This window comes from Streptomyces sp. 3N207, from assembly GCF_052246355.1.
GTDB lineage: Bacteria > Actinomycetota > Actinomycetes > Streptomycetales > Streptomycetaceae > Streptomyces.
The window spans coordinates 266,297-286,164 of the sequence record NZ_JBQQBV010000004.1 but is presented as its reverse complement, the minus strand read 5'-3'; the positions used below and the strand labels follow the sequence as shown (position 1 = coordinate 286,164).

The 19,868-nt window shown below is 67.7% G+C and carries 12 protein-coding genes and 3 pseudogenes; 6 read left to right on the top strand and 9 right to left on the bottom strand.

All coding sequences use genetic code 11. From position 1 onward, the window contains the following. Window positions 1-29 precede the first annotated feature (29 nt). Window positions 30-1,787: a malto-oligosyltrehalose trehalohydrolase gene (gene treZ / locus ACTWP9_RS08975; RefSeq protein ID WP_443245467.1), complete on the top strand. Its 1,758-nt coding sequence runs from the start codon at window positions 30-32 to the stop codon at window positions 1,785-1,787. 83 nt (window positions 1,788-1,870) lie between these two features. On the opposite strand, the pseudogene ACTWP9_RS08970 reads toward treZ, so the two are convergent. Then, a pseudogene (locus ACTWP9_RS08970) lies at window positions 1,871-2,262 on the bottom strand (IS982 family transposase); the annotation flags it as partial. A 1,214-nt stretch (window positions 2,263-3,476) separates the two neighbouring features. Beyond that, window positions 3,477-3,746, bottom strand: coding sequence for a hypothetical protein (locus ACTWP9_RS08965; RefSeq protein ID WP_443245466.1), 270 nt, complete (start codon window positions 3,744-3,746; stop codon window positions 3,477-3,479). Window positions 3,747-5,972: 2,226 nt separating this feature from the next. Here ACTWP9_RS08965 and ACTWP9_RS08960 point away from each other — a divergent pair. Both ACTWP9_RS08960 and ACTWP9_RS08955 read left to right on the top strand, forming a co-directional pair. Further along, window positions 5,973-6,824: a hypothetical protein gene (locus ACTWP9_RS08960; protein ID WP_443245465.1), complete on the top strand. Its 852-nt coding sequence runs from the start codon at window positions 5,973-5,975 to the stop codon at window positions 6,822-6,824. A gap of 841 nt (window positions 6,825-7,665) precedes the next feature. After that, window positions 7,666-8,652 (top strand): GlxA family transcriptional regulator, encoded by a 987-nt coding sequence (locus ACTWP9_RS08955; RefSeq protein ID WP_443245598.1) that lies wholly within the window; start codon window positions 7,666-7,668, stop codon window positions 8,650-8,652. 346 nt (window positions 8,653-8,998) lie between these two features. Here ACTWP9_RS08955 and ACTWP9_RS08950 read toward each other — a convergent pair whose 3' ends face one another. Further along, entirely contained in the window at window positions 8,999-9,343 is a 345-nt protein-coding gene (locus tag ACTWP9_RS08950) for a winged helix-turn-helix transcriptional regulator (protein WP_443245464.1), read from the bottom strand. Between the two features lie 118 nt (window positions 9,344-9,461). On the opposite strand from ACTWP9_RS08950, the gene ACTWP9_RS08945 reads away from it, so the two are divergent. Next, window positions 9,462-9,860, top strand: coding sequence for a VOC family protein (locus ACTWP9_RS08945; RefSeq protein ID WP_443245463.1), 399 nt, complete (start codon window positions 9,462-9,464; stop codon window positions 9,858-9,860). Between the two features lie 115 nt (window positions 9,861-9,975). Here ACTWP9_RS08945 and ACTWP9_RS08940 read toward each other — a convergent pair whose 3' ends face one another. After that, window positions 9,976-10,623 (bottom strand): maleylpyruvate isomerase N-terminal domain-containing protein, encoded by a 648-nt coding sequence (locus ACTWP9_RS08940; RefSeq protein WP_443245462.1) that lies wholly within the window; start codon window positions 10,621-10,623, stop codon window positions 9,976-9,978. 432 nt (window positions 10,624-11,055) lie between these two features. On the opposite strand from ACTWP9_RS08940, the gene ACTWP9_RS08935 reads away from it, so the two are divergent. Continuing rightward, window positions 11,056-11,805: a recombinase family protein gene (locus ACTWP9_RS08935; RefSeq protein WP_443245461.1), complete on the top strand. Its 750-nt coding sequence runs from the start codon at window positions 11,056-11,058 to the stop codon at window positions 11,803-11,805. An 8-nt stretch (window positions 11,806-11,813) separates the two neighbouring features. On the opposite strand, the gene ACTWP9_RS08930 is transcribed toward ACTWP9_RS08935, so the two are convergent. From ACTWP9_RS08930 to ACTWP9_RS08915, 4 genes and pseudogenes are all read right to left on the bottom strand, one after another. Further along, window positions 11,814-13,463 (bottom strand): pentapeptide repeat-containing protein, encoded by a 1,650-nt coding sequence (locus tag ACTWP9_RS08930; protein WP_443245597.1) that lies wholly within the window; start codon window positions 13,461-13,463, stop codon window positions 11,814-11,816. A gap of 553 nt (window positions 13,464-14,016) precedes the next feature. Beyond that, a pseudogene (locus tag ACTWP9_RS08925) lies at window positions 14,017-14,326 on the bottom strand (IS701 family transposase); the annotation flags it as partial. An 895-nt stretch (window positions 14,327-15,221) separates the two neighbouring features. Then, window positions 15,222-15,746: a hypothetical protein gene (locus ACTWP9_RS08920; RefSeq protein WP_443245460.1), complete on the bottom strand. Its 525-nt coding sequence runs from the start codon at window positions 15,744-15,746 to the stop codon at window positions 15,222-15,224. Window positions 15,747-15,798: 52 nt separating this feature from the next. Next, window positions 15,799-16,452, bottom strand: a pseudogene (locus ACTWP9_RS08915) (transposase); the annotation flags it as partial. 447 nt (window positions 16,453-16,899) lie between these two features. Here ACTWP9_RS08915 and ACTWP9_RS08910 point away from each other — a divergent pair. After that, window positions 16,900-17,355, top strand: coding sequence for a VOC family protein (locus ACTWP9_RS08910; RefSeq protein WP_443245459.1), 456 nt, complete (start codon window positions 16,900-16,902; stop codon window positions 17,353-17,355). A 1,037-nt stretch (window positions 17,356-18,392) separates the two neighbouring features. Here the strand turns inward: ACTWP9_RS08910 and ACTWP9_RS08905 are convergent. Next, on the bottom strand, window positions 18,393-19,859 hold the full coding sequence (locus ACTWP9_RS08905) for a glycoside hydrolase family 32 protein (protein WP_443245458.1): 1,467 nt from the start codon (window positions 19,857-19,859) through the stop codon (window positions 18,393-18,395). Between the last annotated feature and the right edge of the window lie 9 nt (window positions 19,860-19,868).

The following is a 19,868-nucleotide window of genomic DNA, read 5'->3' as shown; positions in this document are numbered from 1 at the left end:
CCGACGGGTGCCCGGCAACAATGGGCCGCATGCTGTTCGACGTATGGGCTCCGACCGCGCGAACCGTCACCCTCCATCTCCCGCCGGCCCCCGGCATTCCGATGGCTCACTCGCCCACCCATCGGGGCTGGTGGCAGGCCGAGGCACCGGCCCGGTCCGGCACCCGCTACGGCTTCGCCCTCGACGGCGGTCCTGTGCTGCCGGACCCGCGTTCGCGCCGCCGGCCCGACGGACCCGAGGGGCTGAGCGCCGTCGTCGACCACGACGCGTACACCTGGCGGCACCCATGGCGGGGACTGCCACTGCCCGGAGCCGTGCTCTACGAGCTGCACATCGGCACCTTCACAGCCGAGGGCACCTTCGAGGCGGCGAGCGAACACCTCGGCCACCTGGCGGAGCTGGGCATCACCCACGTCGAACTGATGCCCGTCTGCCCGTTCCCCGGCACTCACGGCTGGGGCTACGACGGTGTGGCGCTGTGGGCGGTGCACGAGCCCTACGGCGGGCCGGACGGGCTGAAGGCGTTCGTGGACGCCGCGCACGGACACGGGCTCGGGGTCGTTCTCGATGTCGTCCACAACCATCTGGGCCCGTGGGGGAACCAACTGCCCGCGTTCGGGCCTTACTTCACCGACCGCCACCAGACGCCCTGGGGTGCGGCCGTCAACCTGGATGCGCCCGGCTCGGACGAGGTACGCGCCCACCTCATCGGCAGCGCTCTCGCCTTTCTGCGCGACTACCACCTCGACGGGCTGCGGCTGGACGCCGTCCACGCACTGGCCGACAACCGCGCCGAGCACTTCCTGGCCCAGCTGTCCGAAGCGGTCGACACCCTCGCCGCGCACACCGGGCGCCCGCTGTTCCTGATCGCCGAGTCCGAGCTGAACGACCCCCGCACCACAGCGCCGCGCAGCGCCAACGGCCACGGCATGCACGCCCAGTGGAACGACGACTTCCATCACGCCCTGCACACCGCGCTCACCGGCGAAACCCACGGCTACTACGCCGACTTCGCCCACGCCCCGCTCGCCGCCCTCGCCAAGACCCTGACCGGCGCGTTCTTCCACGACGGTACGTACTCCAGCTTCCGCGGCCGCAGCCACGGCCGGCCCGTACGCCGCCCCGGCGCAGCGCAGACCCCGGCACACCGCTTCCTGGCCTACGCACAGACCCACGACCAGATCGGCAACCGCGCGCTGGGCGACCGGCTCTCCGCGCTCGCCTCTCCCGGGCTGCTGGCCTGCGCCGCCGCGTTGGTGCTGCTCGCACCCGGGACGCCGATGCTGTTCATGGGCGAGGAATGGGGCGCCCGCACCCCCTGGCAGTACTTCACCGACCACCAGGACGCCGCGCTGGCCGAGGCCGTACGGCAGGGGCGACGACGGGAGTTCGCGCGCCATGGGTGGGACGCCGATGACATCCCCGACCCGCAGGATCCGGCCACACGTGGGCGCTCGTGCCTGGACTGGGACGAGCCCTCCGAGACGCCGCACGCCCGGCTCCTCGACTGGCACCGCACGCTGCTCGGGATACGCCACGCGCACCCCGTGCTGGCCCACTTGCCACTGGGCGAGGCCGACGTCCGCTACGCGGAAGGCGACAGCAACCGGTGGCTACTGCTGCGCAACGGGCCCCTGTACATCGCGGTGAACCTCTCCGCCGACGGTACGGCGCGGGTCCCGCTACCCACGGCCCAGCCCGCCCCGCTCGCCGCCTGGGACTCGGAGACCCGGGTGGTGGAGGGTGCGTTACGGCTGCCGCCGGAGTCAGCGGCGGTGCTGCGCTAGGTTCTGCCCTGTCCGGAGAGGGGGTGGCTCTGCGCGAAGTATGCGGGCTGCATGAATGAGTTGTCTGATGTCTTCAGTGGTCGATAGGCGATCAGGGATCGTTTGACGTTGGCGTTGGCGTGGGTGGTCCAGTTGCGCCAGATACCGGCGGCCAGGGGCGAGGAGCCGTTGGCCGACGCGGGCGAAGACCCCGGCCGGTTTCGACCGCCGTGTTGTTCGAGGGTCAGCCGGCCTTTGAGGGTGCCGAAGACGGCTTCGATCCACTGACGGCAGCGAGCACGGCGCCCGTGCCGGACAGGTTCGTCCTTGCGGTCGGCCGCACCAGGTGCACTCCCGGCCGTTGTGTACGGAACTCCCCGAACTCCCGGCCGGCGAAGCCCATGTCGGCCAGGATCACCTGGCCCGCATGTACCAGGTGGTGGTCGCGTTCCAGCAGTGCGGTCACCACCTCCCGCTCGCCGAGTTCCGGGGTCGCCCGATCCGGCGACGAAGGGCCACATGGTCGTCGGTGAACACGTACCGTGCCGCCAGGAGGGCGTCCAGGTCGGAAGTCACACTCAGGCCACCGGGCGCCCTTCGCATGGCCGCGGCCGGCCCAAATACCGGACTCATTCATCCAGGACCGCAGTCCTGGGCTGCTGTGGTCATGCCGTGGCTCTGGAGGAGATCGCCATCGACTGATCGATGCCGCGACCATGCCCGCGCTCTCGTGCAACAACTGATTTCGGGCGTCCAGGCTTCGTGCCGGTCCGAGGGATCGGGGAACGTCGGCTCCCCCTTGGCCAGCGAGATGTAGATCCGTCCGGGCGGTGGGGTGACGGCCACCCGAACGCTCCGGCGAAGCCCTGGCCGAGTTCTCTCTCGGAGATGCCCATGAAGTATTCGGGACGGAAGAGGCCGATGCTGAATCGCACGCTGACGGCCCGCCAGTTCAGCTAGCAATTATCCCAGAACGCATGGATGAGTAGTTCGCGCGACCCGTTACGTGATCAATTTTGAGGAGTCGCTGTAGCAGCAGACGGCTGCCGTCGCGGCCCGAGACTGCGTAATGGGGACAAACGCCCGCTCCCAAGCATCAGTCGCCCAGCCGGAGTTCGGCTCTTGGTGGGTGACAGGGTGACAGACCCTGTCACCCGCGCGGCCACGCCCCTTCAGCACGGGGTCCGCTCTGGGGTCGGCACCTCGGTTACCGGCGGGTTGGGACCGGTCTCGGGTGGTGTCCTTTAGCGTCACGGCGGACCTAGAGACCAGGACTTGTCGTGCCGCGCCCAGCGGGTGAGTGGGGTGGCGCGCTTTGTCCAGCCGTGAGGAGGCGCCGCGTATGCATCTACGGAGAGTCCCGGATCCACCTGGCCGTCCCCAGCAAGGGGAGGCAGGTTCGGGTTCGGGTCATGCCTTTTTGGTGCTGGTCAGGAACTTTCAGTTGGCCAACGCGGTCGCTGTGGGGACGAAGTCGCAGTTGGCTGCGGCCGGCGTCGATGTGCCGGTGCTCGTACCGCCGGTCTACGGGGAGGAGTTCGCCGCGCCGGATGCGGTGTGGCGGCTGCAGACGTGGTGGGATCGGCAGCGTACGGGTGTGGAGCTGTCCGCTGCTGTGGTGCTGATCGTCGATGTCGAGGAACTCGCGGGTCTGGGGCGGGTTTCGTACATGGCGGTGCAGCCGGGGGAGGCGACGCGGCCCCGTTCGTATCAGCGCGGTGGTGCGGTGGTCGAGGTGCCGGTGACCACGGTGGGTGAGCTGACGGACGCCGTGGTGTCGGGCACGCTCGGTGGCGGTGAGGCCGGTGTGCCGTCGGAGGGGGTGCGGTCGGCGTTCTCGTCGGCGCGTTCGGAGCGGCACTCGAAGCCGTTGTGGGACCGCCAGAAGGTTCGGACTGCGATGCTGACCGGGGCGCTGGGGTTCGGTGCCTGGCTGCTCTCGGCGGTCTCCCAGCCGGGCCTGGCACAGGCCGCGGACATGCACCAGCGCCCTCACCATCAGCAGCAGTACGGCAGCGAGGAGGAGCCGACGCCGCCTCCTCCGTCGAATGAGCCGGCGCCGTCTACGGAGCCCCCGCAGGATGGAGGGGCGGAGCCCGGCGCGGTTCCGGCACCGCCGCCCGGGACACCCCTGGGCGACTTCATTTCCGGGCAGTGGGCCGACGACGGCACCCCGGCATCGCCGTACGACCAGTTTTACGGCACTGTGCCGGCGCCGTCCTCGGAATCCGGGGTTGGGGATCCGGAGGAGAAGTTGGGACCGCCGGTCCCCGTTCCCGGCCCACCCAAGGACGCTCCCTCGGGCGAGGCCGCGCCACCATCTGAGGGCGGTCCGGCTGCTGAGGATGGTGCTCGGTCCGATGAGCCGGTGGTCAACTCCCGCGCGAACGAGCCCGCTCCCGGCCCCGAGTGGAACTGGGGGGACTTTTTGGGGCGCACGTTCGACGGTGCCCACACCGGCTTCGTCATGCCTGATCAGCTCGCAGACTCTATTGAGGGCTACAGGGACCCGGAAAAAGTCCGCCCGCTGCCTGAACCTGAGGGCGAAGATGATGCAGACAAGGAGCCAAAAGGGATCCTCAAGCGCGTTCCAATTGCCACGGCTGTCCTAGGCGGCCTGTGGAACGCGAGTGCTTACACCGACGAGCACGCCTCGCCCGAGTACAAGAGGGCTATACGTGAGATGGACGGCGGGATTCCGCCGGACCCGTCGCAGGACCCGCTCAACCCGGCGTTCCAACCCACTCGGGGAGAGGTCTCCGCGGGTGTCGCCAAACCACCCGGCCAAGAGAACGGCCCACCCCCGTATATCCCCGGACTGGTCAACAACGGCCTAGTTGGTGTGCCTTTGGGGGAAATCTCGGAGATGGAGCCGCCGCCCGTGCCGACTGGTTCGTCACCTTCGGAGCTGGCGCGTGCGGAGGAGGCGCGCGGAGAACAGGCGCGGGCGGAGAGGCAGGCGTCACAGCAACCGCCGCCGCCTGGGGCGGCTCAGGTGCCAGGGGCGCCGGTCGGTCCGCCTCCGGCTGCCGAGCCGCCTCCGGCTCCTGGCCCTGAGGGTGGTCCGCCTCCGGCTCCGGGGGCTCCTGCCCTGCCGCCTGAGGGCGGGGCCCCGGCCCCGTCGGCTCCGCCGACACCTGAGGGTGAGGCACCTGTCCCATCTACGCCCGAGCAGGAGACTCCCGCTCCGGACGCCCCGCCTGCTCCGCCTGTGCCTGAGGGTGGGACTCCGGCTCCGGCGCCTGTGGGTGGGGCTCCGGATCCAGCGGCTCCGCCTGGGCCTGCACAAGCGCCTGAGGCTCCCGCTCCGCCTACGACTGAGGGTGGGATTCCGGATCCGGCGCCTGCGCCTGCGCCCACACCGGCGCCCACGGCGGACCCCGAGCCCGATCCCACGCCGGATCCTGCACCGGAACCCACGGAGGGACCGGAGGCGCAGCCCACGCCGGACCCCGCACCGGAACCCACGGAGGAGCCTGAGGCGCAGCCCACGCCGGACCCCGCACCGGAACCCACGGAGGAGCCTGAGGCGCAGCCCACGCCGGACCCCGCACCGGAACCCTCAGAGGAGCCTGAGGCGCAGCCCACACCGGACCCCGCACCGGAACCCACGGAGGAGCCTGAGGCGCAGCCCACACCGGACCCCGCACCGGAACCCTCAGAGGAGCCTGAGGCGCAGCCCACACCGGACCCCGCACCGGAACCCTCAGAGGAGCCTGAGGCGCAGCCCACACCGGACCCCGCACCGGAACCCACGGAGGAGCCTGAGGCGCAGCCCACACCGGACCCCGCACCGGAACCCTCAGAGGAGCCTGAGGCGCAGCCCACACCGGACCCCGCACCGGAACCCTCAGAGGAGCCTGAGGCGCAGCCCACACCGGACCCCGCACCGGAACCCTCAGAGGAACCCGAGGCGCAGCCCACACCAGACCCCGCACCGGAACCCTCAGAGGAACCCGAGGCGGAACCCACACCAGACCCCGCACCGGATCCTGCGCCCGAGCCTGCACCGGCTCCCGCGCCCGAGCCGGCGCCGGCGCCGGCTCCCGCGCCGTAATCCGCCGTCCCGCTGCCGCCCGAGCCCCCGGGCGGCAGCGGGCCATTCCCATGTAGGAGTTCGTTCGGACGCTTGGAGCGATGGTCATGTCAGTCCAGAGGAACGGGGACGGCCTGCGCCGGGACCCGTCACGTCAGGAAGCGGCTGGCGTGGTCCCGAGCAACCGGGACGAGTACGAGAGTGGGGAGGCAGGGACGATGACGCTGGCGCCGCCGCGGCCACCGAGCAAGGTGAACCTGCTGCCGCAGGATTACGGGAGCCTGTCTCGCGGTATTCCGCCCGCGCAGCCCGGCACGCTGTTCGTCATGGGCGTCAACGGCGGCATGAGCATGGCCCCCGACGCCGCTTTCCCTCTCGTGTTCGGCCGCAACGAACCCGAAGTCCATGTCTGCATCGCACCGCACGACACACACGTCAGCCGCAAGCACGGCTACATCACACGGGAGCACTCGCGATGGGTGCTCAACAACTCCGGACGCCTGCCCATCCGGCTCCCCGGGGCACGCCTGGTCCTGGGCGGCGACCGGGTCGAGCTCCCGTCCGGATTCACCCCGCTGTTCATCGTCGGCCCCAAACGCGAGCACCTGCTGGAGGTCCGTATCGCCACGCCCGCACCCGGCGTGGGGGATGACGGGGTACGCGAGGCCGCCACGCACGAGGGCGAGGTGTGGGACCTGACCGCGACCGAGAAGCTGGTCCTGATCTGCCTCGCCCAGCGCTACCTGCGCAACGACCCCCAGCCCCAACCCCTCACCTGGGCCGAGGCCGCAGCCGAACTGGGCGAACTGCGCCCCGCGGAGAACTGGACCAGAAAGCGGGCGGCACGCATCATCGCCGGCGTACGGACCAGACTCAGCCGCACAGTGCCCGGGCTCATGGAAGACGAAATCCCCCAGCCCGTCGGCAACGCCCTCAACCACAACCTGATCACCGAACTCCTCGTCACCACAACCCTCGTCAAACCCGACCTGACCGCCTTGGAAGGCGACGGACAACACTGAGGGCCCTGCGCGCCGTCCGCGAAGGCTCAACTCCTCGCCGGACTCGAACTGAAACGGGCCATGAAGCCAGGCCCGAGAAATGCCCGCCGCAGGAGGACTCCGTCCAGTGGACGATGTTGTCGTGTCTCGAACGACCATCTCCCAGAACGAGGTCCTGACCAGGCAAGAGGCCGTCTCGCGTGTGACCGGTCAGCGATCGGACCGCATTCGACTTCGGCGGCGGGGGGCAAGCACCTCGCGCTGCAAGCGCTCAACAGGGCAACGTCACCGCAGGTCAAGGGCTACTCCGTTGTCTTTCGGCGAGTATTACCGGGGCCCTCTGTTAGACCCCCACATCCCATGGCCGGGTGAGATACGGCTTCTCAGAGTTCGCGAAATTGCGGACCGGTAATGCAGCGGCGGACCGGATTGTCCGCCTGGCCTCTGGCCCGACCCGGAGCGCCTGCGGGTCTCCGAGCAGATCCGGGTGCACCTGCGGGAGGTGCTGCGGCTGTTCATCGCCCCCCGGCCTGGCACCCGTGGAGTCCTCGCCGTCTCGCCGACACCGGGACAGCCGATGCACGCACTGGGCCTGTGCGAGGCACTCGGCCTGCCCATGCTTCCAGCCTGGTCAGCCGCGGCGTCCGCACCGAAAGCGACGGATACCGCCGGGCGATCACATGCATGCCCCCAACCACCGGATCAAAATGCAAGCCCCCAACTCCCGCACGCCCGTCTGCGGAGGTTGGTCACGTGAGTGCCAAGAGCGCAGCACGAGGCGGCCGGGGCATGATGCTTTGCGTGGCGGCGACCACCAAATTCCCGCCATATCCTTCGAGGCATGAACCCTGGTTCCGTTGCTGTGGTCGTCACTGAGGACATCGGAGTCCCCTCATGGGATCTGTACGAGTTGAGCATCCCCTGCACCGTCTTCGGGAAGCCGCAGCCCGACCTGGCCGACCCTTGGTACGACTTGCGGCTGTGCAGTACGCGGGAGCATCAGCAGGACAGCTCTCCGACCGAGACCGGGCTGTCACTGCGGACCCGCTACGGGCTCGATGACCTTGTTGGCGCCGACACGGTCATCGTGCCCTCGGTGCCCGACCGCTGCGTAGACGAGGGCAGACCGCTGCCGCAGTCACTGATCTCGGCACTGCGCCATGCCTACGACGTAGTCGCCCGCATGGTCTCCCTGTGCACCGGCGCCTTCGCACTGGCCGAGGCGGGGCTGCTCGACGGTCGACGCGCCACCGCGCATTGGATGCACACCGCTCAACTCGCCGAGCGCTACCCGAAGGTACAAGTTGATGACTCGGTGCTGTACGTGGATGACGGCGATGTGCTCACCAGCGCCGGGCTGACCGCCGGACTCGACCTTTGCCTCCATCTCGTACGCCGTGACCTGGGCGCACACGTCGCCAACCAGTTGGCCCGTCGGATGGTGGTGCCCGCCCATCGGTCCGGCGGCCAGGCACAGTTCATCGACCTGTCCATCCCCACCACCGACGACGGGAGTCTGGGGCCCGTCCTGGACTGGGCCCGTACACACTTGGACCAGCCCCTGACGGTCGAGGACCTGGCACAGCGGGCAGCGATGAGCCCGCGGACCCTCCACCGCCGACTCCAGGCAGCCACCGGGACAACCCCACTTCAGTGGCTCCTCAATCAGCGCCTGGCTCGGGCCCAAGACCTGCTGGAATCGACGGACTTGCCCATCGAGAAGGTCGGCGAGCTGAGCGGCCTTGGCACGGCGAACAACCTCCGCCACCATTTCCTCAAACAAGTCGGGGTGTCGCCGAGCAGCTACCGACGGGCATTCTCCCGGACGATGCCCGAGTCATCGGAATGACCGCGGCGCTTCCGGTGCCCGGGCGACGCCAATGATCGACGGGGCAAGACGATTCGCCTCAAACAGAGAGCAACGCGCGAATCATCTTTGGGGATCTCCGAATCGAACCCGAGCGATTCAGACTGGCCTGTTCCCGTTCGGGGTTGCCCGGTCTGCCCCTCACCTGGATGAGGACGTTTCCGATGGACTCGCCCAGGTATACGCAATTTCATCGAGACAGACCGGGCGCGCCTGGCGCGGTTGATCGATGAGCACCGGGCAACCGTGCCTATAAGCCAAGTGATGCTGCCGAAGCGCCCCGGCAGCGGGGTTCGGGATCGGTTGCGGCGTCCCTGGGACTGCGAGATCAGCGCATCCCCGTAACGGCAACCCCGATGTCGGACCCGTGATCGAGGCCCCATTCGGCCAAGGCGTGGACGGCGGCGTTGAGTGAAGCGCCGGCCGCGGTCACTGTGTATTCCACCCTGGACGGCACTTCATCAAACACATCGCGCCGTATCAGGCCGTCCGCCTCCATCGCCCGGAGTTGTTCGAAGAGAACCTTCTCGCTGATGCCGGGGATACGCCTTCGCAATTCACCGAAGCGCACCGGTCGGTCATGCACCTCCCAGAGGATTGTTGCCTTCCATTTGCCGGAAATGGCCGCCAAAGCGACACCAAGGCCGCAAGCCGCAGGGTGTTGCCGCGTCATCACCCTCTCCTCCTGACCATCAGGTAGGCGCTTACAGTAAAGTCAGTACTTGTCGGTCACTTCGGCGCCTCTCTAGTCTTCATCACGAACGATGAACGACCGAGAAAGGCGTATCAAGATGAACAAGGTGTTCTGGTTCGACGTGCCGGTACGCGATATAGACCGCGCATCGGAGTGGTACCACCAGGTATTCGGTTGGGATGTTCAGCCCAGGCACCCGAAGGACGGGAACGATGCGCTCAGCTTCCGGATGGCCTTCACGAGCGAAACGGGCGAGAACTGGACTCCGTTGAAGCCCGGTTCGGTCAACGGCGGCGTGGTGACGCGTGACATCGGCATCTCGCAGCCGACCATTCTCATCGAAGTCGACAGCATCGACGAGAAGATCGAGCAGTTGGTCAAGGCAGGGGGCGGCATCGTGGCCGAGAAGGTTCACCTGCCCCTCGCCGTGGGCTATTTCGCCTATGTGACCGACCCCGACGGCAACGTCCTCGGGCTCTACGAGTGGGAGAAGTAGCCGGCTGGCCAAGTGAATCACCAGCACACGAGGCTCCCGTCAGATGCGTTGCCTTCAGAGGCAACAGAACTCTCCAGGAGCTTCGCGTGCTGCCCGATAGCTCTCCTTCACACCCTTACGAGCAGCACACAAAGAGCCGGTCACCTCGGGACTCCTCCCGCTGACCTGCGGCGCTGTCCTCAGCGGATGGCTCCATCCCACTGCCAGCCGTCTCTGCGGATATGGCCTGGAAGATCGGCGCGCCAGTGCACCACAGGAGTGTGCCGGCCGCGTCATGGCCGTCCGGAGCCTCCGGGAAGAGCCGTCGTACCGCGTGGGTACATAGCTGCTCCGGCGGTCTCCAGCCGAGCCCGAGGCCGCGGGCGATGTCGTCACTGTGGACGAGCAACTCGACGATTCCCATGGCGGCGAATCCCGGGCCGTCGGAGTGGCCCCATGGATGCCATGCGCGTACGTCGCTGTCGGCCTCACGTACCGCGGACGCCAGAATGCTCGCCGCGATCCCGACCCCCTCGAGGCACTCGGGAATGGAAGCCTGCGCATCGAGCGAGGCGAAAAGAGTGATGTACCGGTCGGCCGGACGGGCGATGAGGAGCCCGGCGTAGCCGACGATGCCCAGCGCGAGATGGTCGAGCGTGGTCCGGCAACTCCACTCCAGCCCCGCGGCGTTACGTGACCAGTCCAGCTCGGCACCCTTCTCCAGGATCGAGGTGCATTCGTCCGCCGCCTCGACGACGAGGTCGGGCCACGATGGGGCGCTCATCCGACGGCCCTCCTGAAATGGTTGATGATGCGGGACACGAGGTTGCTCAGGACTCGCCCGGACAACCCCGATTCAGCCGGTGCCCGCAGCTTGCGCCGGCAGTGTTGTCCCGCACGTAGTCGATCACCAGCTGAGCAGCGGTGACGGCGACGTTGCTCGTCGGGGCTTCGCTCGTGCCTGCCTCGGCCAATGGCCCTGCTCTGCCTGACGTGCGGTTCCCGACGGTCGTCGGATGGCCGGCGTTCACGAAGACGCCTGCCAGTGCCCCGCCCCATCAACCCCATACCAAGGACGGTGACCGGTGTGGCTGTCACGTCTTGTCTCCCTGTCCGTTTCCCCTGTGGTAGGCGACCACGATGACAGCGCCACAACGCCGGCCGATACTGACAAGAGTGCCGATCGTCACCAAATTCCTGCCATAGGGAGGTACTCGTGGGAGAGCGTTCCGTGGGATTCGCCGAGGCGGGGACGACACCCCGTCCGATAGCTGACGCCCTGTCAAAATTAATCAACAGCCCGCACATCCAGCTTCTGCGTCCCGAACGCCCCCATGGGAACGCCCTGAGCTCACCGCAATGGCTGAACGCCCCGGACACCTGGGATGCCCTCATGTTCTGGCAGTTCGACAGGTTCGTGCGATGCGTCTCAGACTTCGCCGAGATGATCAAGTGGTGTCAGTCGCGCGACAAGAATCTGGTCTCCGCCACAGAGACCATCGACATCCGTTCGCCCATTGGCCGCGTGATCGCCTACATCGTCTCCGCCTTCGCCGAAACGGAAGCGGAAGCCACCCGGGAGCGCGTCATCGGCTCACACGACTATCTCCGTCGGAATGGCCGCTGGGGCGGCGGGCTGGCGCCGCACGGCTACCAAGCCGAGCCGATTCCCGGTGGGAAGGGGGTGCGACTCGTCGAGGACCCCGACGCTGCACCGATTGTCAACGAGATTGTACGACGGTCAGTCTGCGCAGCGCACACAGACAGGCTCGGCCACCATGCCTCCAGCGGCCGGATCGGACGTCACCGCACATCCAACCGTCACCATCACCAAACCGGCGAACCCATGCGGTCACAGCACCAGCAAGCGCCAGACGTTGATCGGAGAAACAGCGCCCAATGCCGCATCAAGCAACGTCGCGCCTGTTGGCTGCCGACCATCCTGTCCGCCGCCACCCGACCGTGACCTTCGGGCTACCCGCGTTTGATCCGGCCTCGGACAGCGAGCGCTGCAAGTCCGAGCAGCACCGGCTCACTGAAGCGGGAAGCCATCTCAATGTAGTTACCCCAGGTGGTGAGGTGCTGTTCGCTCGAGCGGAAGACAACCGAGTTGAGGACGATGCGCAGGGAATCCTCGAACCGTTTGGTGGTAAGGCGCTCGTCGACGGACAGAGTGAGTTCGGGTTCCTGCTTGGCGATGATCGTCCGTGTCCTGTCATCGTTCCGGACGCGCTTGATCTCCTGTCCGGGCGAGTTGTCGGGCAGCCCGAGGCCCATCATGAGCGCGACAGTGATGGTCATCGCGGCGGTGAGCCAGGCCAGGGCGCGAGAGGCGCGCAGGCCGTAGCCGGAGACCGCCCAGTACAACGTGAGTAATACCCGCTCACCGAGAGGGCGGTGGCGGTCGTAGCGGCGCATCTCCATTTCGCCGTAGTAGAAGTCCGCTGCATCCGGCTCGTTCTTGCCGTCCTCGAAGGATTTACGCAACTGGCGGTAGACGGGCGCGAGTACCTCAGGCCCCACCGGAGTGGCCTCCTCCGGTGCCGGCATCCACCCGGGCGCGCCGCGGCTGGTGCGCCAATGGTGCTCCTCGGCGAGGGTGTGGCGCGGCGACCAGCGCATCGCGCGCCAGCCCTTGCGGTGCACGCCCTCGGGAGCGGCCGCGAAGATGCAGCGCCCTCCCATGCCGAGTTGGTCGAGGTGGATGGTGCGGGTGAAGCGGCATTCGCTGAGGTCGACGTCGGTGAGGACGAGATGGGCGGCATCCATGCCGCTGAGGGAGGTTATCCGTGCGGGGCCGGTGGGCGCGTTGCGGTGCCTGTCCTCGTCTTCGTACCCGCCCGCGTGCACACTGCCGTGTCCCTTGTGGGTGGTAACGCTGAGTGGGTACTCCAGGACCGCGTCACTCAAGTCGAGGGCGGCGCCGCGCAGTCGTAAGGCCCCAGTGGACGCCCACCGCGTCCAGCGGCAGGACACACGCGCGGCGGCGGCCGTGACCGTCATCGGCGCTCCGAATGTCGCGCCCCACAGGTCCAGCGTCCCCGGACAGGCAATCGGCCCCAGCTGAGACGCCATATCGAAGGTGGCGCTGCCGAACAAGGCGTCTCCAGCGACCGCCACTCTCTCGAACCGGGCCATACGGTGGAACCTCACCCGGCTGAACCGCGCGTCTCCGGAGAAGGCCGCCTCCCCAAACCGCGCGTCTCCGGAGAAGACCGCCCAGTCGAACCGGGCATCCTCCAAGAACCGCGCCCCGCTGAACCAGGCGGTTTCGGAGAATGTCGCGTGTCCGAATACGGCGCGATCGTGGAACAGCGCACCACCGAACCGTGCTTCCCCGGAAAAGCTGGCCCCACCGAAGCGGGATTCACTCGTGAATGAGGCCCTCTCAAACCATGCGGCACCGAATGACGCCCGGCTGAACCGGGCCGCCCCGGCGAAGTGTGCCCCTACGAATCGTGCTTCTCCGGAAAAGTGCGTCCCGTTGAACCGGGCTTCCTCGGGGAACGACGCCTCCTCGAACCAGGCATCACCCAGGTGTGGCCGGCCGGTTGCGGGGTCATGGAGCGCGCGGAGGAGCGCATCGAGCAGACTGCTCGTCAGGCGCGTACCGCGGTGGTCCACCTCGCTCCCGGGCGCCAGGCCGGCCAAGTAGTCGGCGCGGCTGGTCTCGGGCAGGTGCGCGAGACACCGGTCGTGTGGATGCACGGGGCGACCACGGCATCCGAACCTGTCCGCGGCACCGGCACGATATCTACAACGTGGCCACGGGGGCCGTGTAGCCGAGCGGGTAGGAGCGCCATCAGTCGCGATGTCCCGCAGATGACCGGGATCTCGATCAGTTCCTGGCCTCGGGGAATGTCCGGGCACGAACGGGTCCTCCACTTCCTCGGAGCCTCCGGGGAGGGACAGAAGCAGGATTCCACGGCCCGAGTGAGCGCTCAATCGTCGCAGCTCTCTGCGCCCCCGTCTCGTGCAGGCGGGTGGCGGCGAAGGATACGGCGGTGGCAGGGGAAGGGCTTGCGCTTCAGGAACCCATGCGCCCCAGCGCCGGTTGGCCTCTTCGTCGCATACGGCAGCCGGACTGTCCCCCTCCAGCAGCGCCGGGTGAACGTTTCGACCTAGTGCTCCAGTGCGGTTTCACGATCTATTCATCAGGTTCGTCGGTGGATCGTCGTCAGTAGTGGCTGTGTCGGGCTGTTGCCTGGTGGCGTCTGCGCCAGTTGGACCAGTACAGCAGTCTGGCCGCGGACCTGGCCGGAGGGTTGAATACGGCGGGGAGCAGGTGGCGGATTTCCGGGACGGTCAGCGTGATCGGATCGCTGCTGTGGGCCGGGTGGTGCGGATCGGCGGGCTGGTCCGTACCTGTGCTGGCGGCGACGGCGGCCAGGAAGGCCAGCGAGCATGGCGAGTGTGTTGTGACGGTGCCAAGAGGTCCAGTGCCGGACCTGGTAGTGGTCCAGGCCGACCTGGCCCTTGGCGGCCTGGGCGCTTTCGGTTGGTCTCGGATGTGTGATCCGCAGCGCGGACTGGCAGGGTTCCCGCACACACCGCGTGCGCAACCGCTCGGGAAATCCAAGTACAAGTGAGACGGGAGAGTCCGCCAACCACGGGGCTATGGACAGTCAATACCTCCCCCGATGCGTGGCTACGCGCGGCCTGCGATCTGAAGGACCTCATCAGACGAGCCGGTGGAGAGGTCGTCGCCTGAAACGGAGCTCGACGACTTCGGCCCCCCCCCCACGAGATCAGCCCTCCGACCCCGCGCGGGTGGAGAGCAACAGGAAGCACACGCCCTTGCGGTGTCCAGCCTCGGCGCCCGCGGAGGCGCCCGATGGGCCTCACAGCCCTACGGGTCCACTGATGAGCCTCCGCGGAGGTGGTCTGCGGCTGGCTTCGGCGGGGATGTCCGACTCGGGGTTGTCTCCGCCGGCGCAGAGGTGCTCCGTCGGCCAGGGCGGACGTACCAACCATACGCACTCGATGGTGGCGGGCGGCTACTTGATCAGAACTGCACGAACCACTACGGCTCATAGGAGCCACCAAACGGTTCCGAAACGGGTCGCCCGGCTGCGGCGTGGCTGGTGACCGATCTCCTTGCCTCCGAGCGAACGGCCGTCTCAAGGTCCGCTCCGAGCCAATGGTTCCAGGGCCGACTCGGCCCGCTTACAGGCGTGCAAGCCTGTATGCCTCTTCAATTACGCTCTTCAATTACGGCGAGGGCCCCAGGTTTGTACTGGATTCTGCCGTTTCCCATCTGTGGCGTGCCCTGCCGGGGATTCCAACTTGCGGCGAACCTGGGGTCTTCGCCTGATCCGTGGCCGAAGTAGGGCGCGGAAGGAGGCAGGAGCCAAGCTTCCGGGACGCCTCATAGCTTGTCGTTCAAGGTCCGGGAGGCACTTCGAACTGCCCCGGGTGGCCAGTTGGTAGCGAGATGTCGCGTCGTGCCGCTGTGTAGAACCTCTCGCGGGCCACGCGTTGATTTCCGAGCAACGTTGACCACGCATCCGGATCATGGACCTCACCCCACACGAACATCTCGGCGACTGTCCTCGCCCATGCGTGTGCCACGTCCACAACCTCCGGGGCTGCCAGCAGCAGCATTGTCTCCCACGCCTGGTCACGGGCCTCAGAGGCACTGGCCAGCCGCGGAGACGCCTCAGCCGGTGTCAAAGGATGCGGGTGCGGGTCATTGCCGAAGTGAGCCGAGACCCTGAAAACCACACTGATCATTGCCTTGAGTGATCCGGCGTAGTCCGTATAGGCGGTCAGTCGCCGATCCTCCCACCGGGCCATCTGCTCCCGGCGGAAACGCGCTCGATCGCTGAGAATGACAGCCAGACAGGAACCGAGGGCGCCGACGACCACGCCGATCAGCGCCGGAAGTTGCTGGAGGAAGGCCGACACCGCGGCACCGTATCGGCAACGGCCGAGCCGTGTCGCCTCAACGTCGAAGCCTTCAGCTCGCCCGTAAGCCCCCACGGCGTGGCTTGGTGCCCTTCTTGTGGTGGGCCGGGCGGCCGTATGCCTCGCCGGTGGCGAGGACTCGTCCCACGTCGTGACGTGGTGCCGGACGGCGGTTCTTCGAACCCCTTGGCCGACCAGGGCCGGGACGGGACGGTTTCGGTGCACCGGCTGGCGAGCCGGCCTTCGCGTGCAGGTTTCTGAACCCTCTGTGGACGCGGGCGGGTGTCAATTTGTTCGACTCGGTCGGCTTCTCCCAGGGCCCTGCGGAGGTCGATGGCCAGCAGGCGGGCGAGCCGGAGCTGGGCAGCTTCTCCACGACAGGCGGATGACGGTGCCCTCGATGATGGGCAGCGGCCCGTCGTGGTCGAGCCAGGCCGCCCGGCGGGTCAGCCTCGGGTGCAGACGGTCCCACGCTTGCGCGGTCGCCTTCCCATTGAGGCGGGTGTCCGTGGCCGTCACCGCCTGCTCGGTGCCCCAGGTTTCCGCGTCGCCGAAGATGAACTCGCCACCGTGCTTGGGTGATCGGCCACCCCTTGGGGTCGTAGACTCGCGGCGGTGTCGGCCGCCGCATCACGCGGTCCGAACGGAGTCGGCCGAGGATCTCGACGGGCAGGCCATCCGCCGCCCTCGGTAACAGCACCCCCGCCAGGGCGCGACCCAGCCGGGCCACATCGATCCGGCACTGATTCAGCCGCCATACAGAGCGCCGTGACCACGGCGGTGTTCAGGCGCGAGCGCGAGATCAACCAGGGTCCGCACCGGCCCGTTCGTGCATAACAGCGCGTCGCACGACTCGAACAACGCGTCTCCCCGCGCAGTCAGACGCGCGTACAACTCCGACCGGAATCGTGACACTTCCGCGAACGCATCCCGTAGGACGCCCTGATGCACTGCACCAAACTCACGATCACGGCCTTCGCGCTGATCCACTCTGTGACGGAGCACAGGATCGGACGAAGGCCGCCTACGTGTCCGCTGAACTGCGCAAACGCTGACCAGGTTCGAGTCGTGATCGGCTCCGGGCCTCAAATGACAAGCATAGGGCCTGTTGCGAAGTGGATCGTCTGTCAGACCTGCCTGGGATGCTCCGAGGATGGAGATGACAGTGCAGTTGACGATCGACTGCTCCGATCCGCAGAGAATGGTGACCTTCTGGGCCGCGGCTCTGGGCTACGTGCCTGAGCCTCCGCCGGGCGGGCACGCCACGTGGCGTGCTTACTGGGTGGCGGTGGGGGTGCCCGAGGCAGAGTTGCCGGTCGGTGCCGGGGATATTCCGGAGTCGATCATCGATCCCGCGGGACGTGGACCGAGAGTGTGGTTCCAGCAGGTTCCGGAGCCGAAGGTCGCCAAGAACCGGTGGCACTTCGACCTGAAGGTCGGTGGGGGCCGTGACGTCCCACTGGACGTCCGCACACAACGGGTCAAGGCCACGGTGGAAGGGCTGGTCAAAGCTGGTGCCACCGTGCTGCGGATCAAGGATGAGCCGGACATGGGGCTCTACGCCGCCGCCATGCAGGACCCTGAGGGCAACGAATTCGACGTCGTCTGAGGGCCGTTGCCACGGTACTGGTCACAGCCGCTCGTTCACGGCTGCGACCAGCACAATCGCCTCGTAGCGGACGGAGAGCTTGCGTACCTCGTGGCCACTGCCCTGGCCTTTTAAGTCCTTGGACCCGCACTCGACCGCATGGCGCTTCCGGTAATCCACCGCATCGATTCACCCGCTCGTCCGCTTGTGGAGGTGCTGGTGCCGTCGGTGCTCGGTCTGCTGCAGGCCCGGAAGAGGTTGCGCGGTCGCGGAAGGAGGCCGAGCGGGTGCGGGTGGCGCTCGTCGAGGCGGAGGGCAGGCTGGCGCGGCCGGCCGATGCCCGGGGGACGAGGTGCCGGCCGAGCCGCCTTGCGTACCACAGCGCCGCCACTGGCACATCTCCGTTCCAGGCCAGCCGCCGGGTCGCCGCCAGCGGCTCTCCGTTATGGACATCCTCCCAGGAAGGAGCCCTGATCTCGAATGACCGACGAACCGGATCGAGCCCAGCCGCTCCTCTCAATTCAGAAAATTGATCGACTGGGTCCCTGGTGTTTGTTCCCCTCAAAGGGGCGATGAGCGTGCGTCTGCACGCATGCGGCCACTTCGCCTGCATCAGTCACTACCCCTCTAAGGGGGCCTATCACCGCCGATGATATTGGCTTGCCCCAGGGCGGGTGAGTTCGCTCCGCAGTTACCTCCGCTGCGCCTTCATCACCTGTCGTGGTGAAGGCGAAGCGGACGCATAGATTTTGCTGGAGAAGACGCCCCACACTCACACAGTCGAGAAGAGGTGGGGAAGTAATGGATCAGCTCACCGGCTTGTTCATTGCACTGGCTGCCAGCGCTGCTCGGGGGCTTGGCCGTGAGATATGGGGGAGCTCAACTTCGTTGAGACAGGACACAAACGTCGACAAACGTTGCCGGCTCTCGACTCCTAAACCACAAGTGGTGCCTCTTGTGGTGTGCAGGGTGAGGGTTGGAGGTGCCTGTGTGCAGGGGTGTGGTAACGGGGTCGGAGTCGGCTCTACAGCCGCGTCGGCTCTACGGCCGCGTCGGCTCTACGGCCGCGTCGGCTCTGCGGCGGCGGTGCTCGGCTCCTTGATCACGAGCGGGTGCAGCTCCCACGCGTCGACCGCGTAGCCGAAGCGCGTACCCGATGTGCTGCGGGCCTGCAGTCGCCACGGGCCCTGCCCTGTGGGGTAGCAGCGCAGGGTGAGGACCTGGCCGGTGGTGGTCAGGAAGATTTCGGCGATGGAGTGGTCGACGATCACGCGCAGGTCGAGGGGCCGACCGGCGGGGCAGGGCATCCGGTAGGAGCCGCCGTGGGCCCGGGCGTCCAGTGAGGCGTGGTCGCGGTCGACGACTAGTTCGCCCGCGTCGGCATCAAGGCGGATGTCGAGGTACTCGGAGCCGTCCGGGGTGGTGAGCAGCCGCAGGCCGGCGTTTGCGGTCGGCTCCAGACGGGCTGTCAGGTCGAAGGCGTGGCCCACGTTGCCGAGGTCCACCGGCTGCGGGCCCTGCGTCGCGCCTGCGGCGTGAATGCTGTGCCTGCCGCGCAGGGCGAGCAGTTCGGTGACGGGCTGCTGGCGCAGCGTTCCGTCGTCATCGACATGGATTTCGCGGGGCAGGGTGAGGACGCCGGCCCATCCGTCCGCGACCGCCCAGGTTTCGTCGCGGGCTTCCCATGACCAGCCCCACAGCAGCCATCGGTTGCCCGGTGCGCGCAGGAGGGCGGGCGCGTAGCAGTCGGGGCCGTGGTCGGCGGGTATCGCTGGACCGGCCTTGAAGTAGCCGTCGTGCTCTTCGCCGATCAGGGCTGCGACGCTCTGCGGGCCGTCCTGTCTGTTCCATGCGCTGATGATGAGGGCGCCGCGTCCGTCGGCTGCCGGGAGGTATTGGGGGCACTCCCAGCCCTCGCCGGTGAGCAGGTCGGTTCCGCTGATCGGCTCCTTCTCGCGGGCTGCGAAGGGCCTGCGGTAGGTCCAGTTCTCCAGGTCGGGTGAGTCGTAGAGAAGGGCGGCGGCGCGGCCGTCCGCGAGGGCGGCGCCGACCAGCATCCGCCAGCCGTCGCCGTCCTGCCAGACGTACGGGTCGCGGTACATGGTGCAGCCCTCGGGCAGCTCGGGGATGAGCAGTTCGCCGTGCGGGCGGAAGCTTCCGCCGTCGTCGTGGGAGACGGCGCAGGTGACCGGCTGGTGCTGGGGCGAGCGGTCCTCGCGGTGCGCGGAGTAGAAGGCGACGAGACGGTCGCCGTTGGTGACGGCGTTGCCGGAGAAGCAGCCGTCGGCGTCCACGCCACCGGCGGTCGGGGCAAGGGCGATCGGCAGCGACTCCCAGGTCAGCAGGTCGGGGCTGCGGAAGTGGCCCCAGCGCATGTTCGCATGGGTCGCTCCGTACGGGTTGTACTGGTAGAAGACGTGGTAGTGGCCGTCGTGGAAGACCAGCCCGTTGGGGTCGTTGATCCAGTTGGCGGGCGGGCGTAGGTGCACGACGGGATAGTGCGGATCGCGGGGTGTGGTGGACACACGCGTGCC